The organism is Cryobacterium suzukii (genome assembly GCF_004403185.1).
Classification (GTDB): Bacteria; Actinomycetota; Actinomycetes; order Actinomycetales; family Microbacteriaceae; genus Cryobacterium; species Cryobacterium suzukii.
The window spans coordinates 188,387-212,433 of record NZ_SOHJ01000004.1 but is presented as its reverse complement, the minus strand read 5'-3'; the positions used below and the strand labels follow the sequence as shown (position 1 = coordinate 212,433).

Below are 24,047 nucleotides of genomic sequence, written 5' to 3'. Positions count from 1 at the left end.
CGGAATCATGCGGAACTTACGGCGGCGTTGGAGAATATGTAGGAGATATGCACCCGCGGCGGCGGGTACGGTGCTCTCAGTCCGTGAACCGGCGGTACTGCACGTCAACCGTGTGATCGACAAAACCGAGCGCCCGATACAGGTGCACCGGGCCGAGGCTGTCGGCCTCGACATAGAGCGAAGCGGTCGTGCAATCAGCCTCGGCCAGGCGGTGCAGGCCGGCCTGCATGAGCACTCGTCCGAGGCCGCGGCCAGCGGCATCCGGATGCACCCCGACCACATAGATCTCGCCGATCGCCCCGTCGACCTTGAGCCAGTTGTAGCCGATCATGCGGCCCCCCGCGTTGCGCAAAATCAGAAAGTCGTCCGCGTTGAACCACGATTCCGCCTGCCGCGCCGCCAGGTCGGCCTCGGTGATGGCGCCCTGTTCCGGGTGCGTTGCAAACACGAGCGCGTTGAGCGCCACCCACTCCGGCTCGTCAATCCCCACCCGGAACGCCGAAATATCTTCGCCAGTGGGTAGAGCGGATGCCGCAGCCTCGTCGAGCAGCGGCCTGCGCAACTCCAGCAACGTGCGCGCAGCGACAAAGTGAAGCTCGTTCGCGAGTGCCCGGGCGGCTGGATGATCGCCGTGCGACCAGGCGGTCACGCCGTTCGGCTCGATCGCGGCGAGATCGCGCGCCGCTGCGCGCCCGAACCCGCGCCGCCGATAGGCCGGGCTGATCACGAGGTCGATCTCGCCCTGCCCTGTGAGCGACGCCCCGACGACGAGTTCGTTCGTTCGCACCAGATAGGCGGTGCGACGGCCCGCCTGCAGGTCATACAGCGCCTGCTCGTTGAACGGCGCGTAGCCGTCGAAGGCCAGCGCGGAATCGGCGACCTGGTGAAAGGTAGCCAGCCCAGCGGCATCCGCTGTACTAAGCGCGGACAGAATGGGGAACCCGCTCATCGTTCTCTTCGTGCACATTGAAACGGTAGCCCACGTTGCGCACCGTACCAATGAGCGACTCCTGGTCGCCGAGCTTCGCCCGCAGGCGCCGCACGTGCACGTCGACCGTGCGGGTGCCGCCGAAGTAGTCGTAACCCCAGACCTCGCTCAGCAGCTGTTCTCGAGTGAACACCCGGCTTGGATGCGCCGCCAAAAACCGCAGCAACTCGAATTCCTTATAGGTGAGGTCGAGCGGCTTGCCGTGCACCTTCGCAGAATAGCTCGCCTCGTCGATGACGACCCCGGCGGCGCGAATCGTGTTTGACGGCTCCGTGCGGGCGAGGCGACCGGCGGTCAGGCGAATGCGGGCATCCACTTCGGCCGGGCCGGCCGTGTCGAGAATGACGTCGTCGACGCCCCAGTCGGGGCTGACGGCGGCCAGCCCTCCCTCGGTGATGACGAGCAGTAGGGGAGTGGAACTGCCCATGGTGCGCAAAATCTGGCAGAGCGACTTGGCACCGGCGAGATTGCTGCGGGCGTCGACCAGGAGGAGATCCGAATCGGGCGCATTAATGAGCTGGTCAGCCTGGGCCGGAATCATCCGCGCGCTGTGCGACAGCAATGCCAGGGCGGGGAGGACGTCATTGTTGGCCGCCGAGGTCAGGATCAACAACTGCGCCACTCGCGCCCTCCAAGCATCTCGAATTTCATACTAGCGTGCCATGGAACGCGGGCGTTCAGGCAGAATAGAGACGTGAACTGGCACTGGAAAACGATCGCGACCGTGTGGGTGCTGGCAATTGCGGGCGCAATTCTGACTGCGATTCTCGCCACCGACGGGTCCGCGATCAGCTGGATCGGCCTCACCCTGGCCGTCTGTACCCTCGTCACGCTGGGCCTGCAGATCGCCACCCGCACCAAAGAGGGCTACGTCAAACGGGTCACCATGAGCATCACCGGAGCCATCGTCATTCTGGTGGTGGCCACGATCGTCGTATCGATCTGACCACTCGCACTAGACTCGCAGCATGGATCTGTTAGCGCTAGAACTTTTCTTCCTGGGCCTTCTCGGACTGGCCAGCTTGTCGATCGCCTGGGTTTCGGGCATGGTCGTGTTCAAGCTGTTCCGGGGGCAGCGGTAAGTACCCATGATTGACCTTCCGGTCGGCTTGCCGTCCGAACTTGTACCACTCTCCTGGTTGATCGGGGTCTGGGAAGGCTCTGGAGTACTCGAATACAAAATCGGCGAGGAGTCGGTCAGCCGCACGTTCGGCCACCGCATCAGCTTCAGCCACGACGGCCTGCCGCACCTGAACTACAGCTCCTATACCTGGCTAGAGCCTGCGGTTGCTTCTGCCGAAACGGATGCCGCCGCATCCGCTGGCTCGCACGCTCCTGCCGAAACGGATGCCGTCGCCGCGCTGCCCCCCGAGATGATGTCCGACGAGAAAACACCGTTGGTCACCGAAACCGGATACTGGCGGCTCAGCCGTCACCAGGGTGACGGCGACCCGGGCCCTGGCCTGCTGCCCGGCACCGGAGAGCGTCCGTTCACCTCGGCTGCTGCTGTCGAAACGCTACGCAACCGTGATGGCGGCTTCGACATTGAGGTCACCCTCGTGCACCCCGGTGGTGTCGCCGAGCTCTACCTCGGCCAGGTGAAGGGTCCGCGCATCGATCTCGCAACGGACGCCGTGCTCCGCACCGCAGGAGCCAAGCCCTACGCCGCCGCCACCCGCCTGTACGGTTTGGTTGACAACCACCTGCTCTGGGCCTGGGACATCGCCGCCCTCGGCCAAGACCTGCGCACCCACGCCTCCGGCCGCCTGGCCCGAGTGCAATAGCCCCCTCTCTTTGTGGACGGGGCCTGGGCCCCGTCCCTGGGCCCAGTTTATAAACTGGGCCCAGGTTCATAAGGTGGGCCCGGTCGCGCGAGCAGTGCGCCCCGCCCGCCCCGCCACCGAATAAATCGCGCGGTCGTACTGTTGATACGTAAGACCCACGCACCGAAGCACGATCGCCGCCCCTCAACCCGGGCCGGCAGAATTGAGCGACATGACTGACCCGGCCTTGACCTCCTCCCCGCTGCTCGGACTGCCCGGCGCGGTTCAGGCCGAAGGAATCGACGCAGGCGTCGCCGCGCACTACGGCAACCCCATGATCGAGCAGCGCACGCTCGCTGCCGGCAGCGCCATCGTCGACCTCTCCCATCGCGGCGTGCTCTCCGTCGTCGGCCCCGACCGTCTCACCTGGCTCAACTCCATCGCCAGCCAGGAATTGAAAAGCATGAAGCCGGGCGAATCCACCGAAATGCTGCTGCTCGACCCCACCGGACGTCTCGAGTACGCCATCCGCGTACTCGACGACGGCGTCGAGACCTGGCTTTTGATCGAGGCTGCCGAGCTGCCGGGCCTGCAGAAGTTCCTCGACCGCATGAAGTTCATGCTGCGCGTGCAGGTCGTCGACCATACCTTGGCCTACGCCACGATCGGTGCCATGACGGATGCTCCCGCCACCGTCGGTATCGCCCCGGCAGCCCCGAACGACGTGCCGCTGACCTGGCTCGATCCGTGGGCCGAAGTCGCCCGCGGCGGCTACCAGTATGCCGAAACCCCCGAGCACCCCGGAACCCACTGGACCTACACGGAAACCCTGGTGCCCCGGGCCAGCCTGCCGGCCCTGCGCGATGCCCTCGCGGCCGGAGCCGCGACCGTCCCGCCCGTCGGCTCCGCAGCGACTTCGTCAGTGAAACCCGCAGGTCTCCTCGCTCTCGAAGCGCTGCGCATCGCCGCCTGGCGGCCGCGCCGAGCCCGCGAGGTCGATGAGAAAAGCATCCCGCACGAGCTGGATTGGCTGCGCACGGCCGTGCACCTCAACAAGGGCTGCTACCGCGGGCAGGAAACTGTCGCGAAGGTGCACAATCTCGGCCACCCACCGCGCCGGCTGGTTCTGCTTCACCTCGACGGATCAGAGGGCGTGCTGCCCGCTCCCGGCGACCCGGTGCAGGCCGACCGTGTCAGGCCAGAGCAAGAAGCCGAGCGGGTCACCGTCGGGGTCATCACGTCGAGCGGAATCCACTACGAGCTCGGACCGATCGCGCTCGCGGTGATCAAGCGCACCATTCCGGCTGCGTCGACGCTCTACGTCGAGTCCGAGGGTATCGTCATCTCGGCCAGCCAGGAGATCATCGTGCCGCAGTCGGCCGGGTCCGTCGCCGACATCCCGCGCCTGCCCCGCCTCGGCATTCGCACCCCCGGTCACTGAATCCACCACGACCCTCGATAGAGTGGGCACATGTCTGCCCCCTACACACTCGTCCTTCTTCGCCACGGCCAAAGCACTTGGAACCAGCAGAATCTGTTCACCGGCTGGGTGGACGTGCGCCTCAGCGAACAGGGCGCGAGCGAAGCCGCGCGCGCCGGCGTGCTGCTGAAGGATGCCGGCCTGCTGCCGGACGTGCTGCACACCAGCCTGCTTTCCCGCGCTATCCAGACCGCGAACCTGGCGCTTGAAGAAGCTGACCGTATGTGGATCCCTGTGAAGCGTTCCTGGCGCCTTAACGAACGCCACTACGGCGGACTGCAGGGCCTTGACAAGGCTGCGACCCAGGCCAAATTCGGCCAGGAACAGTTCATGCTCTGGCGCCGCTCGTACGACACCCCACCGCCAGTGCTCGACGACTCGAGCGAGTTCTCGCAGGCGCACGACGCCCGCTACGCCGACCTCGGCCCCGACCTGCCCCGCACCGAATGCCTCAAAGACGTCGTCGAGCGGATGCTGCCCTACTGGCAGTCCGACATCGCGCCCGACCTGCGCGCGGGTAAAACCGTACTGGTCACCGCGCACGGAAACTCCCTGCGTGCCCTGGTCAAGCACCTCGACGGAATCAGCGATGCCGATATCGCCGAGCTGAACATTCCCACCGGAATTCCGCTCGTCTACCAGCTCGGCGAAGACCTCATGCCGATCGGGCCGGGGGAGTACCTTGACCCCGAAGCCGCTGCGGCCGGCGCGGCCGCCGTCGCCGCCCAGGGCAATAAGAAGTAGTTTCGCTGGCTGAATCGCTCGCCGAGCCGCGGAGCGTACTTCTTCAGGCGCACAACTCCTGCAAATTGTCGGACGCCGCCGCGAGTATCGCGTAATTCTGCGGTCGGAATATCGGCGGGTTGCAAATTGCACGAGTTACGCGGGTGGCGTCTCGGCGAACTCGTGGCAACGGCCCCGGAGCACCTACTTCGGGGCCGCTCACAGGATTTCAACACCCGCGGCGCCCCACGCCTCGCGGCCGCGCCCCATTTCGGTGCGCGCTACGCCGGTTACCGTAGCGGCTACCGAAACTGGGCGCGCGCATCCGTTGTGGTCACCAAACCGGACACCCGCGTCCGTCGTGGCTACCCCATATGTATGCGGTGGTGCGATGAAATCAGGCGCTGTCGTCCTGGTGCCAGGCGCCCGTACCGAGGTACTGCACCTTCTTGGCGATCGAGACTGCGTGGTCAGCGAAACGTTCGTGGTACCGGCTCGCCAGGGTCGCGTCGACGGTGTCGGCGGCGAGTCCCTTCCAGGTTTCGCCGAGCACAGCGTCAAAGACGCTCAGGTGCAGGGCGTCGACCCGGTCGTCTTCGTTGCGAATCCTTTCGGCGAGGTGCATGTCCTGGTTGGTGAGCAACTCGGTGAGCATGTTCGCGATAACCACGTCGAGGGCGCCCATCTCGGCGAAAGTGCCGCGCAACCCCTTGGGGATGACCTTGTCGGGAAACCGGTAGCGGGCCAGCTGGGCGATGTGGGTGGCGAGGTCGCCCATCCGCTCGAGGGATGCGCTGATGCGCAAGGCGCTGACCACGATGCGCAGGTCGCGGGCGACCGGCTGCTGGCGCGCGAGAATGGTGATGGCGAGTTCATCGAGCTCAACGGTGAGTTCGTCGATCTTCTCGTCTTCGGTGATGGCCTCTTCGGCGAGACTCACGTCGCTCTCATTGAAAGCGCGTGTTGCTTTGTCCATAGAAATCGCGACGAGCCGGGCGATATCGACGAGTCGCTGTTGGACTTCGGCGAGTTCTTGTTGGAATACATCGCGCATGGGGTGATCCTTCCTTGCCGCGCGAACACGCACGATCTGTGTGACCAGCCTTGGCCACCGCTTTATGATGTCGAATTTAGGTTAACGGCAGGTGCCGCCCACTTGAACACTTACTAAAGTACAGGGCGCGGCGTAGGTGCGTTGCGAACGACGGGCAGATACTGTCAGTAATCTGTATAGATGGAATCGACGTGGCTGGTGTTGCTGTCGCTGGCACTCGGACTCGGTGTTGGTGCCGGGTTCGTGTCGCTCGTGCACGTCGCCGAGCGTCACGGCCGCCGCGCTGCGGACGTCGTCAACCCGGCTGTGCCCGATGGTATCGATCAGGTGCTCGACGCCCTCGAGACCGCCGGTGTTGTGCTCGACCCGTCGAACAACGTCATCAAGACCAGCCCGGGCGCTCTCACCCTGGGCCTGGTTTGGAACCAGCAGCTGGTTCACCCGGAACTGCTTGAACTCGCCCGTCGGGTCCGGCAGACCGGCGAGCCGATCTCCGAAGATCTGGTGCTCTCCCGCGGCCCGTTCGGCGACGCGAGTATGCGCTTTCGGGTGCGCCTGGCCCGGCTAGGCACCCGCTATGTGCTGTTGTTGGCTGAGGATCGCACCGAAGCCTTTCGCCTCGACGAGGTGCGCCGCGACTTCGTGGCCAATATCAGCCACGAACTGAAAACTCCCATCGCCTCTGTCGGTCTGCTCGCCGAGGCTCTCAACCAGGCAGCGGATGAACCGGAGCAGGTTCGCCGCTTTGCCAACCGGTTAACGACGGAGTCGGCGAGGCTGGGCCGCCTTACCCAGGAGATCATCGAGCTGTCCCGGCTGCAGGCCCAGGATGCCCTCGCCGAACCGGAGATTCTCAGTGTCGACGACATCGTTGCCGCAGCGGTCGATCAAAGTCGGGTCGTCGCCGAGGCCGAGCGCATCACGATCGTCATCGGCAAGAAGTCCGGGGCCCGGGTCTTCGGTGACGAAGCCCTACTCATCGTCGCCGTTCACAACCTCGTCGCAAACGCGGTGAACTATTCGCTCGAGGGGTCGCGAGTCGGCGTCGGCGTGCGGCTACAGAAGGGCATCGTCGAGATCACCGTTACCGACCAGGGAGTCGGCATCGCCGAGGGCGACCTCGACCGGGTGTTCGAACGCTTCTTCCGCGTCGACCAGGCCAGGTCGCGGCACACCGGCGGTACCGGCCTCGGCCTGTCCATCGTCAAGCACGTCGTGCAGAACCACGGCGGCGACATTCGCGTCTGGTCACAGCCCGGCAGCGGATCCACCTTCACCATCCGCCTCCCGGAGGCTGCTGCACCGATCATCGAACCACGCCCGAACAAACCGCGACCGGTCGCCCGTGCGGCCGCAGGAGACACACTATGACACGCATCCTCTTAGTTGAAGACGAGAGCGCACTGAGCGAGCCGCTCAGCTTTCTGCTCGAACGTGAAGGCTATGAGGTCGTCGTCGCCGAAGACGGACCGAGCGCGATCAGCGAGTTCGACCAGAACGGCGCCGATCTCATTCTGCTCGATCTGATGCTGCCCGGCATTCCGGGCACCGAGGTGTGCCGGGATATTCGCACCCGCTCGACCGTGCCGATCATCATGCTCACCGCAAAGGATTCCGAGATCGATATCGTCGTCGGACTCGAACTGGGCGCCGACGATTATGTCACCAAGCCCTATTCCACCCGTGAACTGGTCGCCCGCATTCGCGCGGTGCTGCGGCGGCACGAAGACCAGAGCGCAACCGACGTGGACACCATGCTCACGGCAGGCACGGTGCGCATGGACGTGGAACGGCACGCCGTGACCGTCTCCGGCGATCTCGTCAATATGCCGTTGAAAGAATTCGAACTCCTCGAATTTCTGTTACGGAACGCCGGGCGTGTGCTCACCCGCGGTCAACTCATCGACCGTGTCTGGGGCACCGACTATTTCGGCGATACCAAAACGCTCGACGTGCACATCAAACGCATCCGCTCGCGAATCGAGACGGCACCCTCTGAACCGGTCATGCTCGTCACCGTGCGCGGGCTCGGCTACCGATTCGAAGCGTAGCCCGAATACAGCTCAGGCCGCCGACCCGCAAGGGACGGCGGCCTGATTGAGTCGTCGGGCGGTTACGCGGCGGGCGTGGCCGAGGGTGTTGGCGTCTCGGTCGGTGCGAGCGTCGGCAGTAAGTCGTCGTATCCTTCCTGAATACCGGTCAGTACGGGCACCAGTAGCTCGATGCCGGTCTCTTCGCCGTACTGAAAGAACAGCGGAAACAGCGAGCCGGGCCGGCTGTCCATGTTCTCCAAAACGACCGAGGCCGCGCCGTCAGTGCCGAAGGTAACTGTCGTGTTGGGCTCGACCGGAACGTTCTGCGACACCTTTCCGGTGCTCGACTCGTACTGCACGAGCAGGCTCTGCACGGAGTCCGTCGGGTTCACCACGGAGACGACCAGGTTGGCCAGTTCACCGTCGGTGGAAAACAGTATGGCGTTGCGAATGTGAATTTCGCCGACATCGCCGCTGACGCCGTCGCTGGCGTTGTAGGCAATCGAAGTGGCCTGCGGTGTGAAAAACCCGCATGCGCTCGTGCCCAACAGAATGCCAGTCGCCAAGACGACGGATGCAGCGATGCGCGCTCTCACAAGACCTCCACTTACTGAAGCAGCGGTCGGCAGGGGCCGACGCTGCAAAATTCGCTTTGTCACTAGCTTAGCGGCGTGTGTGGGCGGGCAATTGTCGCCGGCGTGCCTCGCGGGGGGCGCGCGAACTGTAGCACCTCTTAACTGTGGTAAACTTGAGGCCGCTGAAGGGATGACATCCATGCTGTTTGAGGTTGGCGAAACCGTCGTATATCCCCACCACGGCGCGGCGATGATCACGGAGGTCAAGACCCGCATCATCAAGGGTGAAGAGAAGCTGTACCTCAAGCTGAATGTCACCCAGGGTGATCTGACCATCGAAGTTCCCGCCGAAAACGTTGACCTGGTCGGCGTTCGCGATGTCATCGGCCAAGATGGCCTCGACAAGGTCTTCGAAGTGCTGCGGGCGCCGTTTACCGAAGAACCCACCAATTGGTCCCGCCGGTACAAGGCCAATCTTGAAAAGCTGGCCAGCGGCGACGTGATCAAGGTGTCCGAGGTGGTGCGCGACCTGTGGCGCCGCGACCAGGACCGTGGCCTGTCCGCCGGCGAAAAGCGGATGTTGGCTAAGGCTCGGCAGATTCTGATCAGCGAGCTGGCCCTGGCAGAAAAGACCGACGAAGAGAAGGCATCCACCGTTCTCGACGAGGTCCTTGCCTCTTGATGGCCGAGGTTGTTTGCGGCCGAGCGTCCTCATTGGAACGTGTTTCGACACCCATCTCGATCGACCTGGGTCCAGCCTGACAACATGCGTGCGGTCGTGCGTTTCCCGTGCGAATGAAGTAGCCTCTCCAAGGCGCGAAACTGCACAGCAACCACCCGATGCTTTGGTTTCCTGGAGATCCTAATAACTTATGAGTAGACCTGACCTTCCCCTAATAGCGGTCATCGTTCTAGGGGCTGGAAATGGCACGCGCCTCGGTCGTGCTGAGCCCAAGGCGTTCGTGCACTTGGCGGGACGGCCAACGCTGGCGCACGCTCTCGAAAACGTTTTTGGAATGCGGGAATCACCGCAGATCATCGTGACCGTTCCCCAGTCGTTTGTGCCCCTTGCCATCGAGCTCGCCCGAGCTGTTCCGGGAAACACCGGCGACTGCGTAACCGTGGTCGTCGGTGGGGCGACGCGCCAACAGTCGGTGGCTGCTGCACTGTTGAAACTGGCGCCTTCCATCAAGATCGTTCTCGTGCATGATGCGGCACGGCCGCTCACCCCGAGCATGGTCTTCGATTCCATAGCTGCCGAGGTGGAGCGTACGCAAGCGGCTGTCGTGCCCGGACTTCCGGTCGCTGACACGATCAAACGCATCGACGAATTCGGTCTCGTCGTCGAGACTGTGGATCGATCAGTCCTCACCGCTGTCCAGACCCCTCAGGGGTTTCCTCGTGATGAGTTGGTTCGTGCCCACGCGCTGGCGAAGTACGAATTCACCGACGATTCAGCCTTGGTCGCTGCTGCTGGCTACGCGGTCTCGGTCATAGCCGGCGATTCCCTCGCGTTCAAGATCACCACAGCCTGGGAGCTGCGCCGCGCTGAACAGCTCTTCAGCGGATCCGCGGCCGCGGGCATCCGGGTGGGAACAGGAACGGATGCCCACGCCTACGACGATGCGACCCCGCTGTGGCTGGGGGGCCTCTTCTGGCCCGGTGTCGCCGGGCTGCACGGTCACAGCGACGGCGATGTCGTCTGCCATGCGATCTGCGACGCGATGCTTTCCGCGGTTCGCCTCGGGGATCTGGGTAGCGTGTTCGGCACCGCGGAACCACGGTTGGCCGGTGCGCGCGGTGAAGTGTTCCTGCGGGAGACGCTGGCGCTCGTCAAAGATGCCGGGTTTGTCGTTGGCAATGTCTCGGTGCAGCTGGTCGGAAATCGGCCCAAGTTCGCGCCGCGCCGACTCGAATCGGAATCGTTGTTGAGTCACATCCTCAACGCGACCGTCAGCATCTCAGCGACGACCACCGACTCGCTTGGCTTCACGGGCCGGGGCGAGGGCATGGCTGCCATCGCGACGGTTCTTCTACATGCCCGCACGGCAGCGGACCCGGCCATCACGGTGTAGGCGCCTAGCCGTACCCTTCGTAGCTTTTCACGACTTGCGTGTCGCTGAACATACGTGCATACTGAGCACAAACGTGAATATGCTACTCACAAAGGTGCGCGTCCTTAATTTACGGAGCCACAGCTGTGGGTGTTCTTGGGTATTCCGAGATTCCTACCTACCGCTCTGGAAGGGCGCGCTTCATGAAACAGATCGCCGTTGATCCTGAACTGTCTGTGTCCGTACTGCGCACAATGTGGAAGATTCGCCGCTTCGAAGAAGCGGTGGAAGACCTCTACGGACGTGGACTAATGCATGGCACCATGCACCTCTCAATCGGACAGGAGGCAGTGCCGACTGCGGCCTGCCTGGCACTCAATATCGATGATTACATCACCTCGACTCACCGTGGACACGGGCACTGCATCGCTAAGGGCGCCGACATGGAACGTATGATGGCCGAACTCCTCGCCAAGGAAACCGGCTATTGCCGCGGACGCGGCGGTTCGATGCACATCGCCGATACCGCCACGGGAAACCTGGGAGCCAACGGCATCGTCGCCGGAGGGATTCCGATCGCCGCGGGTGCTGCACTGTCGGCAAAAATGCGCGGGACCAAACAGGTCGCAGTGTCGTTTCACGGTGACGGCGCAATGGGGGAGGGAGCCTGGCACGAGGGTGTCGTGCTGGCGGCCATGTGGCAACTCCCGGTGGTGTTCCTGTGTGAGAACAACATGTACGGCATGTCGATGCCGGCGGACACGGCCTTCAATCTGGACCAGCTGTCCGACCGTGCCAAGGGGTACGGCATTCCCGGAGTGACCGTCGACGGAAACGACATTCAGGCCGTCTACGAAGCCACCCAGGAGGCCGTCGACCGCGCCAGGAACGGCGGCGGTCCGACGTTCATCGAGGCCAAAACGTACCGGTGGAGGGGGCACTCGAAGTCCGACAAAAACCTGTACCGCACGCGTGAAGAAATCGAAGAATGGCGACTCCGCGATCCCATTCCCAAGTTCGAGGACATCGTACGCGCGGCGGGAACGCTCACCGACGACGATCTCGAAGCCATCCGCACCAACGTTCGAACCGAGCTGCGCACGGCCGTTCAGCGCGCCAATGCTGCTCCCGATGCCACCGCGGATGACCTGCTCTCCGCCGTTTACGCGAGGTAATGGACATGACTCTCACACAATCAACACTGGCTGCCGTCGAAACCACGGTCATGACCTACGCTGAAGCCATTCGCGAAGCTCTCGCGCTCGCAATGGCCGCCGACCCGGCGGTCTTCCTCATGGGGGAAGACGTCGGAACCTATGGCGGTGCTTTCGGAGTGACCGGCGAGCTCATGCACCAAGTCGGCGCTGACCGAATCCGTGACACGACCATCAGCGAGCTGGGAATCGTCGGACTCGGGGTTGGTGCTGCCATGACGGGCATGCGCCCGATCGTCGAGATCCAGTTCTCCGACTTCACAGCCCAGGCCATGGACCAGATCGCCAACCAGGCAGCGAAAATTCACTTCATGCTCGGCGGCGCAGTGAACGTACCCATGGTTATACGTGCGCCGGGCGGATCCGGTACTGGCGCGGCGGCCCAGCACTCGCAGAGTCTGGAAGCCTGGTTCGTGCATGTTCCTGGCCTCAAGGTCGTCATGCCGGCCACAGCGGACGATGCCAAGGGTCTGCTTCTGGCCGCCATCGATGACCCGAATCCGGTGATGTTTTTGGAGCACAAACTCCTCTACAAAACCACCGGTGATGTCAGTGTCGGGAGCGCGCGCATCCCCCTCGGTGTCGCCGCGGTTCGCCGTGAAGGTACCGACCTCACCATCATCGCCACCGGCATCGAGGTCAGCCGGTCTATGGAAGCGGCCGAGGAGCTGGCTAAGATCGGCATCAGTGCCATGGTCGTCGATCCGCGCACGCTGAAGCCCCTCGACACCGACACGATTCTTCGCACGGTCAAGGCCACCGGCCGGGTGCTTCTTGTACAAGAAGCCGTACGCACGCTCGGGTTCATGTCAGAAATTTCGGCAATCATCGCGGAGTCCGACGCATTCACGCACTTGCGTGCCCCGATCAAGCGCCTGGCCGGCCTGGACATTCCCATCCCATACGCACCGAAGCTCGAACGCGCTGCGGTGCCGCAGGTCGAAGATATCGTGCAGGCCGCCACCGACCTCGTTCGGGAGTGGTGAGATGGCCGATCTGCCACTGACCATGCCCAAAATGTCCATGACCATGGAGGAGGGAACCATGGTCGCCTGGCTCAAAAGCGAGGGAGACTTCGTCAAGGCCGGCGAGGCAATTTGTGAAGTGGCGACCGACAAGGTCGACATGGAGGTCGAGTCGCCGTTCGACGGAACACTGGCCAGGATCATGGCCTTTGAAAATGACGTGATCAAGGTGGGAGTAGCCATCGGCATGATCACCACTGACGCAGACGACCTGCTCGGTGGGGTCTTCGACGAGCCGGTCCCCGACGCCTACGTCGAGCCGGCCCGACCGCTCAGGCCGGCAGTTCTGGCTGAACCGGTCGCGATCGCGCCGGCCGGAGCGCCGATTGCAACCGTCGGTGCGGCATCCGCTGTTCTCTCCGAGTGGCGGCCGGCTGTGCCGCGTGCGCGAGTCCTGGCTCGGGAACACGGCCTGGAACTGCACTCGATCACGCCGACCGGTCCGTGGGGAACGATTCGGGTAGTGGATGTTGAGGGTGCCGTCGCTCCCACGCCTTCTCCTTTTCCTTCTCCCGCACCCGACGCCCCGCTGGATGCTGCCGCTGGCCGTCGACGACGAACACGGCAGCAGGTGGCACGGGTCATGACGGCCTCGGCGTTGGTGCCACAGTTCACGGCCTTCCTCGAATTGGACCTCTCGAGCGTGGCGCGCGTGCGCAAGACCGAACTGGGCGGTGCCAGTTGGACGGCCCTCCTGGTGCGAGCGCAGGCGCTCGCACTCCGCGAACATTCGACGCTGAATGCCTTTTGGACGGCCGATGGTGTCGTGCCCAACGACGACATCGGCATCGCGCTCGCCATCGACGCACCGAATGGCCTCCTGGCGCCCGTGCTGCGAAATCCGGATGTCGTCCCGCTCGCTGAGCTGGTGCAGCAGATCTCGGAGGCCATCGTCAGCGCTCGGGAGGGAAAAGTCGAGGCCTCAGTGCTCACCGGCGGTACCAGCGTGTTCTCCAATCTCGGGGGGCTGGGAGTGGATTCGTTCAATGCGCTGTTGACACCACCGCAGGCGACAGCGCTCTCGGCTGGAGCGGTGAAAGATCGAATTCTCGTCGTGGACGGAGGAGCTTTCGGAGCGAGATTGACCTGCATTGTTGGCGTGACCGTCGATCATCGCGTTGCCGATGGTGGGGATGCGGCTCGTTTTCTCGCTAGTCTTAAAGACATAGTCTCCAGTCCACAGCGCTTGCTGGGTGGCACCACTTCTCGATTAACCCGGTAACTTTCTCCGATCGGAGAACCTGCGAATGGATAGAAAAATGACTCAACGAACTGTGCGCGTGGCGTCCGAACACGGTCTGCATGCGCGTCCGGCCTCGCTCTTCACCAAGGCCGTCACCCGCAGTGGTATCGCTGTCACGGTCACCAAGGGTGACAAAACGGCCAATGCTGCGAGCATTCTCGGCGTGATATCGCTGGGCGTCCTGTGCGGCGAAGAAGTGGCGATCGAGGCGAGCGGCGAAGGAGCCGAAGTGATCCTCGACGAGCTGGTGGAGTTGCTCGGGCGTTCGGACTAAGTCCCACACCGGCCTCACTGGCTGCGGCACCGCCACGCCGAACTCTGAAACAAAAGTGTAGTAAAAAATCACATATGTGATTACCATCTAAATAAAAGCAGTCGATGATGACACTTTCCTGGTCTCAGGAGTCGGCCCTTTATCCAACGCCGACAACCCTGTTGCGGCTGAGAAAGGTGTAACAATGATCGGAATCTTGGATCTGGTCGCCAGCGCGGTCGACCCGGCACCTCCCGTTCCATCGGGCGACAACCCCGTCCTGATGGCATTCACGTGGGGCGCCGAGCAGTTCATTGGGTTGTTCAATGCATCGGGCGCTGCCTTCATGGGGCTTGTTACGGGCATTCTGCCCACGCTGATCGTGCTGCTGACACTCATGTACGCGATCACGACCTGGATCGGCGAGGCGCGAATGACTCGGGCTGTCCAGTGGTCGGCCCGCTATGCGATCACGCGTTATACGGTCATGCCCGTCATCGCCGTCATCGTGTTGACCAACCCCATGTGCTTTTCCTTCGGAATGTATCTTCCGGAACGCCAGAAGCCCGCGTTCTATGACGCAGCCGTTTCGTTCGTGCACCCGGTCACGGCCTTCTTTCCACATGCCAATGCCGGTGAAATTTTCGTCTGGACGGGTGTTGCCGCTGGAGTGCTCAAGGTCAGCCCGGGGTCGTACGCCCAACTGGCGCTGCTCTACTTCGCCACCGGCATCGTGGTGATCTTCATCCGCGGCGTGGTCACAGAATGGATTACCAGGATGCTCATTCGCCGTGAGGGCCTCACCGCGGTTTTCGACGATTACGACCGAGCCTTCGCTGAGGCCTCCGCCGCATCACGTTCCTCCAAAAAGACCTCCGCTGCTGCGCCCATCGATGGGATGGCTTGAACCATGTCGAACTCTCTCTATAACGATGTCTTTGTCAGCGCCGGCAACGGCGGATGGGGACCCGGCCTTCTGGTCAGTCCGAACGAGGAGCGCAACGTTGTGCTCTCGGTCACTGGGGGTGGCATTCACCCCGTCGCCGCCAGGATCGCGGAACTTTCGGGCGCCGAAGCAGTTGATGGATTCACGACGGGCATGGATGACGCTCGCGTTGCGGTCGTCGTCATCAACTGTGGCGGCACGGCCCGAATCGGGGTCTACCCCAAGAAGAAGCTCCTCACCGTTGACGTGTTCCCGGGCGAGCCATCTGGCCCGCTGGCGAAGTACATCACTGAAGACCTCTTCGTCTCGGCCGTGGGAACGAGCAACGTTGCCATCTTTGATGGGGCCCTCGCGAACGCTCCTGCGGCAGAAGCGGCGGCCGGTGCTCATGTCAGCAGCTCGCGTCCGACAGTAGTTCCGCAGGAGCGTATCCGCGTGCAGCCGCGAAACGGCTCCGGAAAGAGGGGCATCGTCGGGGCGTTTTCCACGGCGGCGGCAGGCTTCGGGGCCATTGTCGGCAACATTATCAATACCCTGTTGTCGTCGGGCCGCCAAGCCATCCAGTTGACCCTTCAGACGATCCTGCCGTTCATGGCGTACGTGAGTCTGCTCATTGGGTTTGTTACGTTCACCGGCATCTCAACCTGGATCGCCAACGCGGTGACTCCGCTCACGTCCAGTCCCTGGGGACTGATTCTGCTCGGTGTGATTACGGCGCTGCCCTTCCTCTCGCCCATCCTTGGGCCGGGAGCTGCAATCGCGCAGGTGGTTGGAGTCCTCATGGGAACCCAGATCGCCACCGGCGCACTGCCGATTGCTTACGCTTTGCCGACGCTGTTTGCCATCAACGGACAGGTCGGGTGTGACTTCGTGCCGGTCGGTCTGGCGCTCGGCGAGGCCAAGCCGGAGACAATCGCCGTCGGCGTTCCCGCCGTACTGTTCTCCCGCCTTATCACCTCACCCATCGCAGTCGTTATCGCGTGGTTGGTCAGCTTCCTGCTGTAGACCTACCACGAACCCCCAGTACGCCAGTCTGACGCTACAACCGGATAGATAGTGAGCATTATCATGAGCCAGTACTTTCACAGCGAAGTCATCTCAATTGGCGAGGACGCCCTTGAAATGGTTGAGGGTGGTGTGGTCATCTTCTTCGGGGAACCGTGTCCGGCTGAACTGGCCGAAGTGAGCATCGTGCACAAGTCCATCAAGCACGATCCGCAGCGCGATCCCCAGCCGGGGGACGTGTTGCGGGTTGGTGAGGCCCGCGTTACGGTCACCGCCGTCGGCGAACGTGCCGGGGAGAACCTGAGGCAGCTCGGCCACATCGTGGTTTACTGCAATCCGGCGGCCGGCACGAACCTGCTACCCGGTGCCCTTCACGCTGAGGGAGCGCTGGGGCTGCCACAACCTGGCGCCACGATTGAACTGATTATGGGTGCCTAAATGGACACCGGCAGATTTGCTCTCTTCCTGTTGGGGGCCCTGCTCCTGAGCGGATTATTCAGTTACTTTCAGCAGCGTGCCTACATTGCTGTTACCCGGCGTCTGGCGCAGCAGTTCGGTGGCAACAGCGCCCATGTCCTGGTCTCCGGCCGCAGCAAGGGCATCCTTCGTGGTGCCGTAGTTGTCTTGGTGCTTGATTCAACCGACCAGCAGGTGCTGGCAGCGGAGGCCATGGTCGGGCGCAGTGTGCTGGCCAAATTCCGAGTACGCGCGGAACTCCTCGGCTCCTCACTCTCTGTCGTTGAGCGAGCCACCGGGAAAAGCATGAAGAAGGCCGTTCAGGGGTGCCTTGAACAGGCGGAGATCGTACGCCGTAAGGGTGCCCGCGCGCCGAGTCGTCAGCGCCCGGCGCGCCCGGAGCCAGCCTAAAAGCGACGCGACCGGCAGTTTGCGCTGCGGGCGCGACTAAATCGAACCCGGCGTTGTGTGGAGCACACCCACGCGTCGCAGTATTCACATAAGTGAGTACGCTAATCACATACGTGCGAACAATTTGAATATCACTGGAGGACCTCATGGGCTACACACGCAAGCTTCTTGAACGTGAAAGTAAAATCGGACGCCCGGTACGCGTCGGCCTGGTCGGCGCCGGCCAGATGGGATCGGGTTTCATTGCGCAAATCGCGCGCCAGAAGGGCGTGGACATCACCGCCGTCGCCGACGTTGCGGTTGAGCGAGCAATTTCCGCCCTGCGGAATGCCGGCATTGATGACGTGGTTCAGGACGGTGATACGTCGGTACTGAGCCGGGCGATCGAGGCGGGGCGACACGTCGTCGTGAACGACGCACTGACGCTCACGAAACTGCCGATCGATCTCGTCATTGAATGCTCGGGCGTTCCCGAGATCGCAGCAAAGGTTGCCCTGGCGTCACTACTGGGCGGCAAGGATGTTGCCCTGATGACCGTTGAGGCCGACGTGACCGTTGGATTGCTGCTGGCGCGCATCGCCGCGCAGACCGGCAACATCTACACGGTCTGCCGCGGCGACGAGCCGGTGGAATGTCTCAAGCTCGTGGAGTACGTGCAGGACATCGGACTCGAAGTTGTGTGTGCGGGCAAGGGCAAGAACAACCCCTTGAACAGCGCGGCCACTCCGGCAATGCTGGTCGATGAGGCGGCAGCGAAGGGCATGAATCCGCGGATGCTGTGCAGCTTCGTCGACGGCACCAAGACCATGATCGAGATGGCAGCTCTCGCGAATGCTGCAGACCTTCAGCTGAGCAAACGGTCGATGAACGGGCCGCCGGCCACAGTGCCCACGCTGCACGATATTTTCAAGCCGGTGAGTGACGGCGGTATCCTTCCCTCGAGTGGGGTCGTCGACTATGCGACCGGCCCCGTGGCCCCCGGCGTGTTCGTCGTGGCCAAAGCCGACGATGACGTGGTTCGGGAAGAGCTGCGCTACTTGAAGCTCGGCGACGGCCCGTACTTCGCGTTCTACCGCCCGTACCACCTCGCCAGCGTTGAGGCAGTGCTCTCCATCGGTGAGGTCATCATCGATCGGCAGGCGTCGCTCGCACCGGCGGCCTGGAATGCCGACGTTTCCGCGATGGCCAAGCGTGACCTCGTCGTTGGCGAGAAGATCGACGGCATCGGTGGCGAACACGTTTATGGTGACGCTGTTTCTGCTGTCGAGGCCCGCGCTGGGCGCGAGCTGCCGATTGGGCTCGCATCCGCTGCAACGCTGCGTCGCAACGTCGCGAAGGGCACGCCGATCACTTACGACGACGTCACCCTGGACGAGACCAAGACCATTGTCATCCTGCGCAAGCTGCAGGATGCCCTGCTGACCGATGGCCTGTTGGAAGAGACCCAGCTGCTGACCGACAGCGTGTTGGAAGACAGCCAGCTGCTGACCGACAGCGTGTTGGAAGACAGCCACCTGCTGTCGCTGATCAAATAGCGCGGGGCTAAATTCGCCGGACATCATCGCTCCCCAATGAGCGGCGATGTCCGGCTTTGCGGGTTAACAAGGGTGAACGTTGAGAGAAGAAGGAGCAACTTTCGTGAAAGAACTGTGCGGTATTGGCGTGGGGCGCGCGATGGCTGTCGGCCCGGTGTTGCGGATGCCGGTCGCTCTGGCGGAACCGGCACGGGCTCGTCGCACGACGGGTGCCCCGGCCGAACAGCGGCTGGTCAGCGCCGCGTTCGCCACGGTCTCCACTGATTTGCTCGAGCGCGCAGAAGCAGCCGGTGGTGAAGCGCAGGAGGTGTTGGAAGCACAGTCGATGATGGCCATGGACCCAACGCTCGTCGATGACGTGAACGCGCGAATCGACGCGGGCAGCACTGGGGAACGCGCGGTCTTCGATGCTTTCGCTGAATTTGCCGAGCGTCTCATCGAGCTGGGCGGATATCTGGCTGAGCGAGCCGCCGACCTCCACGACGTGGCGCAGCGCGTCATAGCCGTGCTGCGAGGGGTACCCGCACCGGGTCTGCCGGAATCTTTGACGCCATATATTCTCGTGGCCCGGGATCTCGCCCCGGCAGATACGGTGCTCCTCGACCCGCTCAAGGTACTCGCTCTCGTCACCCGTGACGGCGGGCCGACCTCGCACACGGCGATCCTGGCGCGTTCGCTGTCCCTCCCCGCCGTCGTGGGCGTCGAACACGCGGACGACATCAGCGACGGAACCATCCTCATCGTCGATGCGGAGACGGGGCGCATCACCATGGCACCGAGCGCTGACGAAATTGCCACTGCGGAGGAGCGAATTGCGAGACTGTCGCGCGAACAATACCTCGACCTTGCCCCCGGGGCGCTGCGTGATGGCGAGCCGTTGCCCCTGTTGGCCAATCTGGGATCCAGCGCTGACTGCGCTCAGGCCGTGCGGTTGGGGGCCGAAGGAGTGGGACTGTTCCGGACGGAGTTTCTCTTCCTGGATTCCACGGCCGCACCGACGGTTGCCGAGCAGCAGGCGCACTACACGTCTGTCCTCGCAGCCTTTCCGGGGCAGAAAGTGGTCGTGCGGTGCCTCGACGCCGGGGCCGATAAGCCGCTGAAGTTTCTGCATGGCGGTCTGGAAGAGAATCCGGCACTAGGCCTTCGTGGGCTTAGAGCGCTTCGCGCCAACGAAGCGGTGCTTCGCGACCAACTCACCGCTCTGGCTGGTGCTGAGCGTGCCACGTCCGCCGAACTCTGGGTGATGGCGCCGATGGTCACAGATCTGGCGGAGACCAGGTATTTTGTTGAACTCGCCCGGGAACTGGGAATTCGCGTCGCCGGAGTTATGGCGGAGATTCCTGCACTCGCGCTGATGGCTGATCAGGTAGCACTGGCCTGTGACTTCGTGAGTATTGGAACGAACGATCTCACGCAGTACACGATGGCGGCCGACCGAATGCTGGGTTCCGTCGCGTCCTACCAGGACCCGTGGCATCCGGCCGTGCTGCGGTTGGTTAAGCTCATCGGCAACGCTGGCCATTCAGCCGGCACTCCTGTTGGTGTCTGTGGTGAAGCTGCCAGCGACCCCCTTTTGGCCGTTGTGCTGGTCGGCCTCGGCGCGACGTCTCTATCAATGACCCCGGCAGCCCTGGTTGATGTTCGGGCCGAACTATTGCGATTTACCCGCGCCGAAGCTGCCCGGCTCGCCACCCAGGTGCTTGGTGCGTCCAGTGCTGCGGAGGCGCGCGCCCTCGCGCAGGCGTTCACGACGGCCTGACCCAGGTGCAGACAGACAAAGCGGCCCTGAGACGTGTCTTCTCAGGGCCGCTTCGTGCGTGCAACTGGACCGTGAATTATGCACCAGTCGCAGTGGTGACGGAAGGTTGGACATTATCCGTGGCCAGTGATGCACGAGCAATGTCGCGTCGCTTCTCCACTCGGCTCACCCAGAAGGCGAATCCGATCGCGATCGCGGCGAGGGCGGCAACGGTCCACCCACCCAAGTTGGCAGCGGCGAAGAAAAGCCCCGTCAGCGGGTTTGCGCCGTCGACGAGGGACGAGATTTGCTGTGATCCCTGTGTGTCGGTGAAGCCAGAATCAGCCGCGATCTTGGTAAATTGCGGAGCGGTTGCGGTCGCGATGAACAGGCCAGCGCCGATAACGATCGCGCCACCGATAACCGAGCGGATGATATTTCCCCGAAAAATTGGAACCATCATGGCGATGATGAAGGGGATCGTAGCCAGGTCTACGAGAGGTAGTACCTGATTGCCGGCCGGTGCGAGAGCGATCGCCACGAGCACCGTTACGGGCACTAGGACTAGAGACGTCGCGAGTACGGCCGGCTGCCCGACCGCGATGGCCGGGTCCAACCCGATGTAGAACTTGCGACCGGGAAAACGCTTCTGCACGAATGTCCGCGCCGAGTCAGACACGGGGATCAGGCCCTCCATGAGAATGGACACCATTCTCGGGAGCAATAGGAGGACGGCTGCCAGGCTGATCGCCAGAACGAGGATGGAGATTGAATCTGCGCGGGGATTGTCAAATCCGTAGCCCGCCAGTCCGATGAAAATGCCAAGGATGAGTCCCAGAATCATCGATTCGCCGAATACACCGAATCGACGTTCGATGCTCTCGGGATCAGCTTTGAGCTTGCGAAAACCGGGAATGCGGTCGAAAATCCAGTTCAACGGCACCGCTAAGAGAATGTAAGGGGCGCTTGTGCCGTGGGGAAAGGAAATGTCCGGAAAATTGAAGTATTTCTGGATCCAGGGTGCAGACAGGTCGGCGAGGGCCAAAACGATCGTCATATGGACGGCCGACGCAGCGAGTCCGAGCCAGAAGCTTCCGGTCACACCGCCGACCAGAGCCCCCACCAGCGCGAAATGCCAGTAGTTCCACAGATCAATATTGAACGTCCGCGTAAGGCCCGACCACAGCAGGAGCATGTTGACGGCGAGACAAACTGGGATGATAAGCGCACCGACCGTTGACCCGAAGGCGATGGCGGCGCTGGCTGGCCACCCCACGTCGAGGATGGTGAGATCGACGCCAAGGTTCTTGGCGAAATTTTGCGCTGCCGGCCCCACGGTTGATGCCATCAGACCGATAACCAGATTGATTCCAATGAATCCGACGCCGATGAGAACGCCCGCTCTCAACGCTTGCGAAAATTTTTGGCCAAGAATCATTCCGAATATGGTGATCAAAATCGGCAGGGTCACGGCCGCACCAAGAGAGGTCAGGTAGCTCGTCATATTTTCAAGAATCTCTTGAACGATATTCATTCTTAGAACTCCAGTAGCGAAGGTAGATGTCCGGTATGGCTTTTCAAGGTAGCCATGGTGAACAGGTCACGGACGGTGCGCGGTGGACTAGGCCTTGAGCGCAGCTTCAATTTGTGCAAACGTCTGGTCCAGGCCCATACCAGTGAGAAAAGGTAGCCCGGCAATGACCGGAACGGCGACTGATGCCGGAACTTGGGTCGTCGCTACGATGAAATCTGCTGACGCCTGCCCACGCAGAATGTCAGAGACTTTGCCCTGAGTAATGGATACGTCATATCCATTGGTGAGACAAAACTCTTTCAATTTCACCGCGACGACCGTGGAAGTGGCTGCCCCCGTTCCACAAACGACCAATATCTTTTTGTGTGCCATTTCTTATCCCCTTTATAGGGTCATCATTGACCCATGTGTCACAATTATGCACTAAAGCGGGTCATATGTGAAGATGTTGCTCTAGGCGAGGTAAGGAACTATATGGAAACCAACTCGACAACGTCTGTTCCCGCGGCAACGTCAGTGCATCGAGAAATTAGCATTTTTCGATTGGACGCCGACCACGACGTCGATGTGCTCGAAGCGCTCGCTGACCAGGCAGAGAAGAATGGCTGGGTGGCTCCGACATTTCGCGCGGCACTGATTGCACGCGAAAGAATCTTCCCCACCGGGTTGCCCACGCAGATCCCCGTAGCGATTCCGCATGCGGATACGGTCCACGTGCTCAAATCAGGCCTCGGCGTTGCGGTGCTGGCGCGTCCGGTCCAGTTCGGCGAGATGGGCGGCGCCGCATCGTCTGTCGACGCGCGGGTCGCTGTAATGATTTTGGTGCAGGATCCGCGCGAGCAGATCCTCCTCCTCACCCAGCTCATCGGATTGTTCCAGACCCCAGACTGGTTCGACCGCCTCGAGGAGGCGACCGATCTGGATGGCCTCGTGGCAATATTCGGCCACCTGCTCACTGCGGAAGCGGGTTCCTAGTCCAGAGCGAGGAGGGCGGTAGCGAGAGTGGAGTCGACAACCAGCGAGTGCAGGAGTTTGCCCTTGAGCGCCCCGTGTGTTCCCGCTAGTTTATGGATGCCGGCAGCGACGCCGACTACCTTGGGAATTTTTCGTAGGCTCGCGAGGTCGATCGCAATCACGTGGTCATTGACTGACGAATCGACAGCCCTGCCATTGGTGTCGAAGTACCGTGTGCAGCAGTCGCCAACGGCACCGGAATCACTAAATTGAGTGAGTTCAGTGGCTGACAGTGACATCGAATCGATGATTGCCGAGGACGCGCCCTCGCCAACGCTGCCGATGCCGACAATGGCGATCTGAGCTTCGCTGGCTGCTTCCAGCACTGTTCGGATCGACGTTTCGGTGAGGAACGCCGTGCGGGCTGTCGTGGATTCGACCACGGCCGGAGCATACAAGCGCCGGTGGCGGGCGCCCAGCTTGATCGCGAGGGCCCGTACGAGAACGTTCCCGTCCCGGGCGGCGTCCACGATCGACAAACCGCCGACGAGGGGAAGAATCTCGAGGGTGGAGTGTGTGGGATCCCGCGCGGTTTCCTCGACAACGGCCTGAACGGCAGATCCCCAGGACAGCGCGATGGAACCTTCGAAGGGAAGGTGGTCCATCAGCCACTGCGCGCCCAATTCACCCACACGTGCGAGCTGCATTTCTGGGGCTCCGCTCGGCGCGACGCGCGCTTCCTGAAGCCCGTATTTCTTGATCAGGTCACGTTCCAGCTTGGAATCTCGCCGAAACGGAGCGTTGATTCGAATATCGACGATCCCATTCGCTCGGGCGCTCGTGAGCACCCGCGATACATTGGAACGAGAAATGCCCAGTTCAGTGGCGACTTCAGCCTGAGACTTGCCATCGATGTAATACAGGGTCGCCGCACGAACAAACATTTCCTGTTCGCGTGGGCTGGGCATTAAGGGGCTCCCTGGGTCAGATCGCCCGCTGGCGTGACGTAGAGTTGGATTGTATCAGCATGAGTCCATGCCCGGGTCCCGCGCCTACCCGAGCC

At 62.4% G+C, this 24,047-nt stretch carries 26 protein-coding genes; 19 read left to right on the top strand and 7 right to left on the bottom strand.

Translation table 11 applies throughout. The annotated features are described in order from the left end of the window. Window positions 1-76 precede the first annotated feature (76 nt). Complete coding sequence (gene mshD, locus E3T39_RS05405; RefSeq protein WP_134513700.1) at window positions 77-949, bottom strand: mycothiol synthase; 873 nt, start codon at window positions 947-949, stop codon at window positions 77-79. Then, window positions 918-1,610, bottom strand: coding sequence for a response regulator transcription factor (locus E3T39_RS05400; protein ID WP_166784046.1), 693 nt, complete (start codon window positions 1,608-1,610; stop codon window positions 918-920). The genes mshD and E3T39_RS05400 overlap by 32 nt, the downstream gene beginning before the upstream one ends. A 72-nt stretch (window positions 1,611-1,682) precedes the next feature. On the opposite strand from E3T39_RS05400, the gene E3T39_RS05395 reads away from it, so the two are divergent. From E3T39_RS05395 to E3T39_RS05380, 4 genes are all read left to right on the top strand, one after another. After that, window positions 1,683-1,934, top strand: coding sequence for a hypothetical protein (locus E3T39_RS05395; protein WP_134513699.1), 252 nt, complete (start codon window positions 1,683-1,685; stop codon window positions 1,932-1,934). A gap of 142 nt (window positions 1,935-2,076) precedes the next feature. Then, complete coding sequence (locus E3T39_RS05390) at window positions 2,077-2,772, top strand: heme-binding beta-barrel domain-containing protein (protein ID WP_134513698.1); 696 nt, start codon at window positions 2,077-2,079, stop codon at window positions 2,770-2,772. 202 nt (window positions 2,773-2,974) lie between these two features. Continuing rightward, window positions 2,975-4,192 carry a CAF17-like 4Fe-4S cluster assembly/insertion protein YgfZ gene (gene ygfZ, locus E3T39_RS05385; protein WP_478213412.1) on the top strand — a complete coding sequence of 406 codons (1,218 nt, stop codon included), beginning with the start codon at window positions 2,975-2,977 and terminating at the stop codon, window positions 4,190-4,192. Between the two features lie 30 nt (window positions 4,193-4,222). After that, a complete protein-coding gene (locus E3T39_RS05380) occupies window positions 4,223-4,975 on the top strand; it encodes a phosphoglyceromutase (protein ID WP_134513696.1) in 753 nt (250 codons plus the stop codon). Window positions 4,976-5,351: 376 nt separating this feature from the next. On the opposite strand, the gene phoU is transcribed toward E3T39_RS05380, so the two are convergent. Beyond that, window positions 5,352-6,008, bottom strand: a complete 657-nt coding sequence (gene phoU, locus E3T39_RS05375) for a phosphate signaling complex protein PhoU (protein WP_134513695.1) — start codon at window positions 6,006-6,008, stop codon at window positions 5,352-5,354. Between the two features lie 180 nt (window positions 6,009-6,188). Between phoU and E3T39_RS05370 the strand changes: the two genes are divergently transcribed. Both E3T39_RS05370 and E3T39_RS05365 read left to right on the top strand, forming a co-directional pair. Next, complete coding sequence (locus E3T39_RS05370; protein ID WP_134513694.1) at window positions 6,189-7,379, top strand: sensor histidine kinase; 1,191 nt, start codon at window positions 6,189-6,191, stop codon at window positions 7,377-7,379. Then, on the top strand, window positions 7,376-8,059 hold the full coding sequence (locus E3T39_RS05365; protein ID WP_134513693.1) for a response regulator transcription factor: 684 nt from the start codon (window positions 7,376-7,378) through the stop codon (window positions 8,057-8,059). The genes E3T39_RS05370 and E3T39_RS05365 overlap by 4 nt, the downstream gene beginning before the upstream one ends. A gap of 62 nt (window positions 8,060-8,121) precedes the next feature. Here the strand turns inward: E3T39_RS05365 and E3T39_RS05360 are convergent, their stop codons facing one another. Further along, entirely contained in the window at window positions 8,122-8,637 is a 516-nt protein-coding gene (locus E3T39_RS05360; RefSeq protein WP_134513692.1) for a hypothetical protein, read from the bottom strand. Window positions 8,638-8,815: 178 nt separating this feature from the next. Here E3T39_RS05360 and E3T39_RS05355 point away from each other — a divergent pair, with 178 nt between their 5' ends. The 12 genes from E3T39_RS05355 to ptsP all read left to right on the top strand — a co-directional run bounded on the left by E3T39_RS05355 (window position 8,816) and on the right by ptsP (window position 20,517). Next, on the top strand, window positions 8,816-9,298 hold the full coding sequence (locus E3T39_RS05355; RefSeq protein WP_104192043.1) for a CarD family transcriptional regulator: 483 nt from the start codon (window positions 8,816-8,818) through the stop codon (window positions 9,296-9,298). A 190-nt stretch (window positions 9,299-9,488) separates the two neighbouring features. After that, window positions 9,489-10,691, top strand: coding sequence for a 2-C-methyl-D-erythritol 4-phosphate cytidylyltransferase (gene ispD / locus E3T39_RS05350; protein ID WP_134513691.1), 1,203 nt, complete (start codon window positions 9,489-9,491; stop codon window positions 10,689-10,691). A 182-nt stretch (window positions 10,692-10,873) separates the two neighbouring features. Beyond that, a complete protein-coding gene (locus tag E3T39_RS05345) occupies window positions 10,874-11,845 on the top strand; it encodes a thiamine pyrophosphate-dependent dehydrogenase E1 component subunit alpha (protein WP_134513690.1) in 972 nt (323 codons plus the stop codon). A gap of 5 nt (window positions 11,846-11,850) precedes the next feature. Next, the gene (locus tag E3T39_RS05340; RefSeq protein WP_134513689.1) at window positions 11,851-12,870 is read left to right on the top strand and encodes an alpha-ketoacid dehydrogenase subunit beta; all 1,020 of its coding nucleotides are present in this window, start codon (window positions 11,851-11,853) and stop codon (window positions 12,868-12,870) included. 1 nt (window position 12,871) lies between these two features. Further along, window positions 12,872-14,131 carry a dihydrolipoamide acetyltransferase family protein gene (locus tag E3T39_RS05335; protein WP_134513688.1) on the top strand — a complete coding sequence of 420 codons (1,260 nt, stop codon included), beginning with the start codon at window positions 12,872-12,874 and terminating at the stop codon, window positions 14,129-14,131. Window positions 14,132-14,168: 37 nt separating this feature from the next. Next, window positions 14,169-14,426, top strand: a complete 258-nt coding sequence (locus E3T39_RS05330) for an HPr family phosphocarrier protein (protein WP_134513687.1) — start codon at window positions 14,169-14,171, stop codon at window positions 14,424-14,426. 184 nt (window positions 14,427-14,610) lie between these two features. Then, window positions 14,611-15,312: a PTS glucitol/sorbitol transporter subunit IIC gene (gene srlA / locus E3T39_RS05325; protein WP_134513686.1), complete on the top strand. Its 702-nt coding sequence runs from the start codon at window positions 14,611-14,613 to the stop codon at window positions 15,310-15,312. A gap of 3 nt (window positions 15,313-15,315) precedes the next feature. Continuing rightward, entirely contained in the window at window positions 15,316-16,356 is a 1,041-nt protein-coding gene (gene srlE / locus E3T39_RS05320) for a PTS glucitol/sorbitol transporter subunit IIB (protein WP_134513685.1), read from the top strand. Window positions 16,357-16,419: 63 nt separating this feature from the next. Next, window positions 16,420-16,794 (top strand): PTS glucitol/sorbitol transporter subunit IIA, encoded by a 375-nt coding sequence (locus tag E3T39_RS05315; protein ID WP_134513684.1) that lies wholly within the window; start codon window positions 16,420-16,422, stop codon window positions 16,792-16,794. Further along, window positions 16,795-17,223, top strand: coding sequence for a transcriptional regulator GutM (locus tag E3T39_RS05310; RefSeq protein ID WP_134513683.1), 429 nt, complete (start codon window positions 16,795-16,797; stop codon window positions 17,221-17,223). It abuts the gene before it with no gap. 146 nt (window positions 17,224-17,369) lie between these two features. Further along, window positions 17,370-18,758 carry an NAD(P)H-dependent oxidoreductase gene (locus E3T39_RS05305; protein ID WP_134513682.1) on the top strand — a complete coding sequence of 463 codons (1,389 nt, stop codon included), beginning with the start codon at window positions 17,370-17,372 and terminating at the stop codon, window positions 18,756-18,758. 103 nt (window positions 18,759-18,861) lie between these two features. Further along, window positions 18,862-20,517, top strand: coding sequence for a phosphoenolpyruvate--protein phosphotransferase (gene ptsP / locus E3T39_RS05300; RefSeq protein ID WP_134513681.1), 1,656 nt, complete (start codon window positions 18,862-18,864; stop codon window positions 20,515-20,517). Between the two features lie 76 nt (window positions 20,518-20,593). Here ptsP and E3T39_RS05295 read toward each other — a convergent pair whose 3' ends face one another. Further along, window positions 20,594-22,030, bottom strand: a complete 1,437-nt coding sequence (locus E3T39_RS05295; RefSeq protein WP_134513680.1) for a PTS galactitol transporter subunit IIC — start codon at window positions 22,028-22,030, stop codon at window positions 20,594-20,596. Window positions 22,031-22,117: 87 nt separating this feature from the next. Then, window positions 22,118-22,402, bottom strand: coding sequence for a PTS sugar transporter subunit IIB (locus tag E3T39_RS05290; RefSeq protein WP_134513679.1), 285 nt, complete (start codon window positions 22,400-22,402; stop codon window positions 22,118-22,120). 171 nt (window positions 22,403-22,573) lie between these two features. On the opposite strand from E3T39_RS05290, the gene E3T39_RS05285 reads away from it, so the two are divergent. Further along, window positions 22,574-23,005 carry a PTS sugar transporter subunit IIA gene (locus tag E3T39_RS05285; protein ID WP_166784045.1) on the top strand — a complete coding sequence of 144 codons (432 nt, stop codon included), beginning with the start codon at window positions 22,574-22,576 and terminating at the stop codon, window positions 23,003-23,005. Here the strand turns inward: E3T39_RS05285 and E3T39_RS05280 are convergent. Next, entirely contained in the window at window positions 23,002-23,952 is a 951-nt protein-coding gene (locus tag E3T39_RS05280) for a sugar-binding transcriptional regulator (protein WP_198416087.1), read from the bottom strand. The genes E3T39_RS05285 and E3T39_RS05280 overlap by 4 nt on opposite strands. Window positions 23,953-24,047: the final 95 nt, after the last annotated feature.

Excerpts from the sequence above, each read along its gene's own strand:
- mshD (WP_134513700.1), bottom strand. The coding sequence starts at position 949 with ATGAGCGGGTTCCCCATTCTGTCCGCGCTTAGTACAGCGGATGCCGCT.
- E3T39_RS05390 (WP_134513698.1), top strand. The coding sequence starts at position 2,077 with ATGATTGACCTTCCGGTCGGCTTGCCGTCCGAACTTGTACCACTCTCC.
- E3T39_RS05380 (WP_134513696.1), top strand. The coding sequence starts at position 4,223 with ATGTCTGCCCCCTACACACTCGTCCTTCTTCGCCACGGCCAAAGCACT.
- phoU (WP_134513695.1), bottom strand. The coding sequence starts at position 6,008 with ATGCGCGATGTATTCCAACAAGAACTCGCCGAAGTCCAACAGCGACTC.
- E3T39_RS05370 (WP_134513694.1), top strand. The coding sequence starts at position 6,189 with ATGGAATCGACGTGGCTGGTGTTGCTGTCGCTGGCACTCGGACTCGGT.
- E3T39_RS05365 (WP_134513693.1), top strand. The coding sequence starts at position 7,376 with ATGACACGCATCCTCTTAGTTGAAGACGAGAGCGCACTGAGCGAGCCG.
- E3T39_RS05355 (WP_104192043.1), top strand. The coding sequence starts at position 8,816 with ATGCTGTTTGAGGTTGGCGAAACCGTCGTATATCCCCACCACGGCGCG.
- ispD (WP_134513691.1), top strand. The coding sequence starts at position 9,489 with ATGAGTAGACCTGACCTTCCCCTAATAGCGGTCATCGTTCTAGGGGCT.
- E3T39_RS05345 (WP_134513690.1), top strand. The coding sequence starts at position 10,874 with ATGAAACAGATCGCCGTTGATCCTGAACTGTCTGTGTCCGTACTGCGC.
- E3T39_RS05340 (WP_134513689.1), top strand. The coding sequence starts at position 11,851 with ATGACTCTCACACAATCAACACTGGCTGCCGTCGAAACCACGGTCATG.
- E3T39_RS05335 (WP_134513688.1), top strand. The coding sequence starts at position 12,872 with ATGGCCGATCTGCCACTGACCATGCCCAAAATGTCCATGACCATGGAG.
- E3T39_RS05330 (WP_134513687.1), top strand. The coding sequence starts at position 14,169 with ATGACTCAACGAACTGTGCGCGTGGCGTCCGAACACGGTCTGCATGCG.
- srlA (WP_134513686.1), top strand. The coding sequence starts at position 14,611 with ATGATCGGAATCTTGGATCTGGTCGCCAGCGCGGTCGACCCGGCACCT.
- srlE (WP_134513685.1), top strand. The coding sequence starts at position 15,316 with ATGTCGAACTCTCTCTATAACGATGTCTTTGTCAGCGCCGGCAACGGC.
- E3T39_RS05315 (WP_134513684.1), top strand. The coding sequence starts at position 16,420 with ATGAGCCAGTACTTTCACAGCGAAGTCATCTCAATTGGCGAGGACGCC.
- E3T39_RS05310 (WP_134513683.1), top strand. The coding sequence starts at position 16,795 with ATGGACACCGGCAGATTTGCTCTCTTCCTGTTGGGGGCCCTGCTCCTG.
- E3T39_RS05305 (WP_134513682.1), top strand. The coding sequence starts at position 17,370 with ATGGGCTACACACGCAAGCTTCTTGAACGTGAAAGTAAAATCGGACGC.
- E3T39_RS05295 (WP_134513680.1), bottom strand. The coding sequence starts at position 22,030 with ATGAATATCGTTCAAGAGATTCTTGAAAATATGACGAGCTACCTGACC.
- E3T39_RS05290 (WP_134513679.1), bottom strand. The coding sequence starts at position 22,402 with ATGGCACACAAAAAGATATTGGTCGTTTGTGGAACGGGGGCAGCCACT.
- E3T39_RS05280 (WP_198416087.1), bottom strand. The coding sequence starts at position 23,952 with ATGCCCAGCCCACGCGAACAGGAAATGTTTGTTCGTGCGGCGACCCTG.